This window comes from Rhodococcus sp. EPR-157, assembly GCF_001647195.1.
GTDB lineage: Bacteria > Actinomycetota > Actinomycetes > Mycobacteriales > Mycobacteriaceae > Rhodococcoides.
Genome location: NZ_LVCV01000060.1, coordinates 1 through 5,810 on the forward strand (window position 1 = coordinate 1; position 5,810 = coordinate 5,810).

4 protein-coding genes are annotated in these 5,810 nt (G+C 63.7%); all 4 read right to left on the bottom strand.

The window, feature by feature from the left end; all coding sequences use genetic code 11:
* Positions 1-600 (bottom strand): amidohydrolase family protein (locus A2J03_RS02545; protein WP_082897541.1); only part of this gene is annotated, 600 nt, incomplete at its 3' end.
* A gap of 24 nt (positions 601-624) precedes the next feature.
* Complete coding sequence (locus tag A2J03_RS02550) at positions 625-1,560, bottom strand: 3-hydroxyacyl-CoA dehydrogenase NAD-binding domain-containing protein (RefSeq protein WP_068369306.1); 936 nt, start codon at positions 1,558-1,560, stop codon at positions 625-627.
* Complete coding sequence (locus tag A2J03_RS02555; protein ID WP_197480586.1) at positions 1,557-4,313, bottom strand: acetoacetate--CoA ligase; 2,757 nt, start codon at positions 4,311-4,313, stop codon at positions 1,557-1,559. Before A2J03_RS02555 ends, A2J03_RS02550 begins: the two co-directional genes overlap by 4 nt.
* A 1-nt stretch (position 4,314) precedes the next feature.
* Positions 4,315-5,810, bottom strand: a 1,496-nt coding sequence (locus A2J03_RS02560) for an acyl-CoA synthetase (RefSeq protein WP_082897543.1), incomplete at its 5' end; no start/stop codon positions are given.

Consider the following 5,810-nt stretch of genomic DNA (forward strand, 5'->3'; position numbering starts at 1 on the left):
CATTGTCAGGTCTGGAAAGTCGGCGGCGATGTCGTCGAGCAACATAGGATCCGAGTACCGCAACTTGATGCCTCGTCCACCGGGAAGCCCCGCCCCGATGCCGGTTTGACCGGTATGGAACAGCGCCACCAGTCCATGCTCGGCGCATGCCTCGTATATCGGGTAATACTTCCGGTCGTTGGGCTCGAAATCTTGCAGACTGGGGTGAAACTTCATCCCGCGGACTCCGTAATCGCGCGCGAGGATGCCGATACGAGCGACTGCCTCCGACACATCGTGTGGATCCACCGATCCGAACGGGATCAGGACGTCGGAGTGTTCGGCTGCTTCGGCGGCGATCGCCTCACTCGACACCGGCGGGTGTCCCAGTGCTGTGCGCGCGTCGACGGTGAAGATCACTGCCGCCATGTTGCGCTCACGGTAGTACGACGCCAGATCACCGACGGTCGGAGTGCGATTGACGCCTGGCTTGAAGTACTTGGCCGAGGCATCGAGAAGTTCCTGGTCGAGCGAGCAGTGATGATTGCCGTCCGCCTCGACGTGCGTGTGGACGTCGATGGCGACGAGCGCATCGAGGTCGAGGGCTGGAATGTAGGTCACGGTGGTCCTTGTCTTCGTCGATGGTCAGGGCAGGTGCCGAGCAGAGCGTTTGAGTCGCATGATGTCTACGAGAAGCCGATCTCGATCGGCAACCAAAGCCGTTCGGTCGATACCGACCATCTCGTCGTCCATGCCGGTTACCAGCTTGTTCGCGAGTGCATCGGTGAGTTGCGGTTCACCGAGGTCGTCCATCCATTTCTGAGTGGGCGGTCCCAGGTGCTCGAGGAGATGGCGCATGCCACCCTCGCCACCCGAAAGATGTTGCGCCGTCAGCGGTCCGATGATTGCCCAGCGGAGTCCCGGACCATGCGAAATCGCGGTGTCGATGTCCGCGACCGTCGCCACCCCGCGGTCGACCAGCGAGTAGGCCTCCCGCCACAGCGCCGCCTGCAACCGGTTGGTCAGATGGCCCGGAATCTCGGCCTTGACCAACACCGGCTTCTTGCCGATGCCGCGATAGAAGGCCAGGGCTTCCTCGGCACACTCTGCCGTCGTCGAGCCACCTGGCACCACCTCGACGAGCGGAATGATGTGGGCGGGGTCGAACGGATGACCGACGATGACCCGTCCCGGGTCCACCGAGCAGAAACGCTGCAGGACACTGGGTTCCAGACCTGACGTCGACGACGCGATGATCACGCCGGGAGCTGCGGCAGCATCGATCTCGGCGAGTAGCGCGCCCTTGAGATCGAGGCGTTCGGGCCCACTCTCCTGCACGAAGGTTGTGTGCCGTGCAGCCTCCACGACGGAGTCGACGAATCGAAGGCTTCCGCGTTCGGTGACGGTGCGCCCGGACAGCTCGGACGCAATGTCGAGGGTCTCTTCGAGCGAGGCACGCAACCGCGCTTCGGCACCGTCGGCCGGGTCGGTGGCGACCACATCCAGACCGGCCGCAAGGAAGCACGCGGTCCATGCAGCACCGATGACCCCGGTTCCGACGACCGCGACAGTCCTGCTCATCGGACGCCCACGAATGCGTCGAGGGAGTCCGGTCGAGCCAGCGACCCAGGAGCTGCGAACGCGGCCGGATCGGCACCGAGGAGAATTCGCTTGACCGGGATCTCCAGCTTCTTTCCGGTCCGGTTGTACGGCACGACCGAAATCTCACGGATCTCGTCGGGAATATGACGAGGAGACAACGACGTTCGTAGCGACGTCGAGATCGTTTTCTTCAGCTCATCGTCGAGCACCACACCCTCGCCGGTGACCACGAACAGGATCAACTGCCCCATTCCGCCCTGATCGTCTTCGAGGTGGACCACCAGCGAGTCGGCAATGTCGTCGAGTTCTTCGACCACACGATAGAACTCGGCAGTCCCCAGCCGGACGCCGCCTCGATTGAGGGTCGCATCGGATCGACCGCTGATGACGACGGCACCGTCGGCCGCGAACCTGACCCAGTCGCCGTGACACCACACACCCGGATACTTCGCGAAATAGGCGTCGCGGTAACGGGATCCGTCGTCGTCGCCCCAGAATTTCACCGGCATCGACGGTACCGGCTCGGTGATGACGAGTTCACCGAGCTCACCCACCACTGCATGGCCGTTCTCGTCGAACGCTGCCGCCGCGAACCCCAGGCTCGGCCCGGACATCTCGCCCAGGTACACCGGTGTCAACGGCGAAGCCTGCACGATCCCAGTGCATACGTCTGTTCCTCCACTCCCGACGTTGAGAAGCACATCGGAACCGAATTGCTCGTAGATCCACCGGTAGCCTTCGACCGGCAGTGGACTGCCGGCGGCACCGAACTGGCGAACGGCAGACAGATCGAATTCCGCCGTCGGTTCCAGTCCTTCCCGGCGGGATTGCATGACGATGCCCGGACTCATCCCCATCACCGTCGCTCCGGTCTCGGCGGCGATACGCCACTGGTACCGCACGTCGGGATACACGGGGTTGCCGTCCATCATCACGATCGACGACCGCACCAGCAGCCCGCCGACGAGTGAGTTCCACATCATCCACGCGGTGGTACTGAACCACGAGAACGTGTCTCCTGGACCTAGGTCGAACTGCAGGGCATGGTTTTTCAGTGTCTCGAGCAGAATTCCGCCGTGGCCGTGCACGATGGGCTTCGGCTTGCCCGTAGTTCCGGACGAGAACAGTACGACGAGAGGATGATCGAACGGCACCGGCTCCACGGCGGGGAGCGAGCCCGCCGCACCGAGGTCCTCGTCGCGTCCGAGATCGTTCCACGCGATCGCGTCCTCGACCGTGTGCACGCCGTATTCGACCGACACCACCGACTCGACACCGGGCAGACCTGCTCGAATGCGGGCAACTTCTTCGGCCCGGTCCACGCTCTTGGTCCCGTATGTGTATCCACCTACCACGAACAGAACCTTCGGATCGATCTGCTCGAACCGATCCACGACGCTGGCCGCACCGAACTCGGGAGCACATGCCGCCCAGATCGCCCCGAGGCTGACGGTGGCGAGGAACGCGATCAACGTTTCCGGGATGTTGGGCAGGTATCCGGCCACGCGGTCGCCGCGCTGCACCCCGAGAGTCACGAGACCGGCTCGCACTCGGCGGACCTCGTCACGCAGCTCGCCGAACGTCAGGTTCGTCTCGCCGCGGGTTTGCGACCGCGCCTTGACTGCGACAGCGTCCAGGTCTGCATCGACTCCGAGCGAATGTTCGGCGTAGTTGATCGACGCACCGACGAACCATTTCGCGCCCGGCATGACGCGGGCCTCGAGAACCGCCTCGTACGGCGTATGTGTGACCACACCGAAGTAGTCCCAGATCGACTCCCAGAAATCTTCGATCTCGACGGTGGACCACCGCTGCAGCGCATCCCAATCCTCGAACTCGAGCCCCCGATGGGTGGACAACCACTCCATGAATGCGCCGACGCGCGAGGCCTTGCGCGCGTCGGCCGGAACAGCTCGCAGAACCGGGGTGGTCTCGGGCGCAGTGGTCTCAGGTTCGGTGGCCACGCGCACCTTCGGGCCACTTCCGTCGAGGAACGCGCTCATGCGTTCTTTCGCTTCGACGCTCGACTGCGCCACGGCAGCCATGAGAGATTCCATCATCAGTCCGTCGTCCTGCGCTACCTCGGCGATTCGCGGGAGCGCTTGCAGAACAGCATAATTGGTGATCGGCGAGTTCTTCGCTATCTTGTGGGCGAGCTCGAGCGCTGTAGCATCTCCGTCGTCCACGAGGTAACCGGCAAGACCGATCCGCTCGCCTTCCGCTGCGGTGAGCACTCGCCCGGTCAGCATCATGTCCTGCATCCGAGCAACGCCGATCAAGCGCGGAACCCGCACCGATGCGCCGCCTCCGACGAACAATCCGCGCTGTCCCTCCGGCAACCCGAAGAACGTGCTCGGCTCCGCTACCCGAATGTGTGCGGCAGTGGCGAGCTCCAGGCCGCCACCTATGACGGCACCGCGGAGGACAGCAACGACAGGCACCACACCATTCGCCATCTCACCGAGCGACGTGTGCCACATCCGTGAGTGATGCAGGCCCCCGACGGCATCGCGTTCGGAAAGTTCGGCCAGATCGAGGCCGGCGCAGAAGTGATCACCGGCGGAGGTCAGCACCACCGCACGCACCCCCTCCGGGGGCGTGCGGAAGAAGTCACCCAACGCCTTCACCGTCGCGTCGTCGAGGGCATTTCGCTTCTTCGGACGGTTGAGCGTGAGAATGCCGACGTCCCCATCTCTGTCGAAGATCAAGGACTCGGAGATAGCGGTAGACATGTCAGTTGACGCCTTTGCGTGTGGTGGTTGCCAGATCCGAGTGCGCCCCGAGTGCGCCGCCGCCCCGGAGGTCCTGCTTACGAATCTTGCCGGAGGCCGTGCGGGGAAGGTCCGACACGAACGTCACGATCTTGGGCACCTTGTAGCGGGCGAGACGTTCGCCGACGAACGCGCACAGGCTCTCTCGATCGAGCGTCGAGTTCGCCGCCGTGACGACGTAGGCGTGTCCCACCTCGCCCCACCGATCGTCGGCAGCCCCGACCACCGCGCACTCCACCACCTCCGGGTGTTGAAAGAGTGCATTCTCGACCTCTGCCGGATACACGTTCTCTCCGCCGGAGATGTACATGTCCTTCATCCGGTCGACGATGTAGATGAAGCCCTCATCGTCCTGGTACGCGATGTCTCCGGTGTGGAACCATCCCCCTGTAGTGAACGCCGCGTCGGTCGCTTCGCTGTTTGCCCAATACCCGGGAGTGACGTTGGGCCCGCGGACGAGCACCTCCCCCGCTGTTCCGCGCTGCGCTTCGTCGCCTGCCCCGTCGACGATTCGCACCTCGTCGAACATCACCTGTTGGCCGGCAGAGCCTGCTTTGCGCACAGCGTCGCGGGGCCCGAGGAAGGTTGCTCCAGGCGCAGTTTCGGTCAATCCGTACCCCTGGCAGAACGTCACTCGCTTGTCGCGATACATCTCGATCAGCCGCGTCGGGATGGGAGCTCCGCCGGACATGACGCTACGGATGGAACCGAGCTCTGCGTCCTCCCACCGTGCGGATTGCGCAAGCTGCGCGTACATCGACGTGACGCCGAACATCCAGGTGACCTTGTAGCGGTCGATCAGATCGAAGGTGTTCTCGACGTCCCATCTGGGTGCAATGACGTTGGTGCCGCCCTTGAGGAACACGGTCAGCACGATCTGATCGAGCGCCGCGACATGAAACATCGGAGCCGACACCAGTGCCACCTCGTCCGAGGACACGTCGACATCGAGCAGCATGTTGTAGCTGTTCCACAGGAGGTTCTCGTGGGTCAGAACAGCCCCTTTGGGGCGTCCCGTCGTCCCGGACGTGTAGAGCACGAAAGCCGGATCGTCGCCACCGACTTCGGCGGCCGACACCGCGTCGGCGGGTGGCACAACCGGCTCGGGAGACCATCGAACGTACTGGACAGCAGTGACTTCGTGTAGTTCGTCGGCGGTGGACGCCAGAGCCGGATCGGCAATCAGTAGAACGACATCGGCGTCGTCGAGTTGATACTCGAGCTCGGGTACCGACAATCGGTGGTTGAGCGGCAGGAAGATCGCGCCCATGCGCACGGTTGCGAGCATCGTCTCGATCAGAGCAGGGTGATTGGGGCCGAGATAGGCGACACGGTCACCGTGTCGCACACCGGACCGTGCCATCTCGTCGACGCGCAGAAGTACTCGGTTGTGCACCTCGCGATACGTGAGCTCGGCACCCAGGTAGATCAACGCGATCGCGTCGGCGCTCATCGACG

Bases quoted from the DNA above. Each gene is read 5' to 3' on its own strand.
- A2J03_RS02550 (WP_068369306.1), bottom strand. From the start codon at position 1,560: ATGAGCAGGACTGTCGCGGTCGTCGGAACCGGGGTCATCGGTGCTGCA.
- A2J03_RS02555 (WP_197480586.1), bottom strand. From the start codon at position 4,313: ATGTCTACCGCTATCTCCGAGTCCTTGATCTTCGACAGAGATGGGGAC.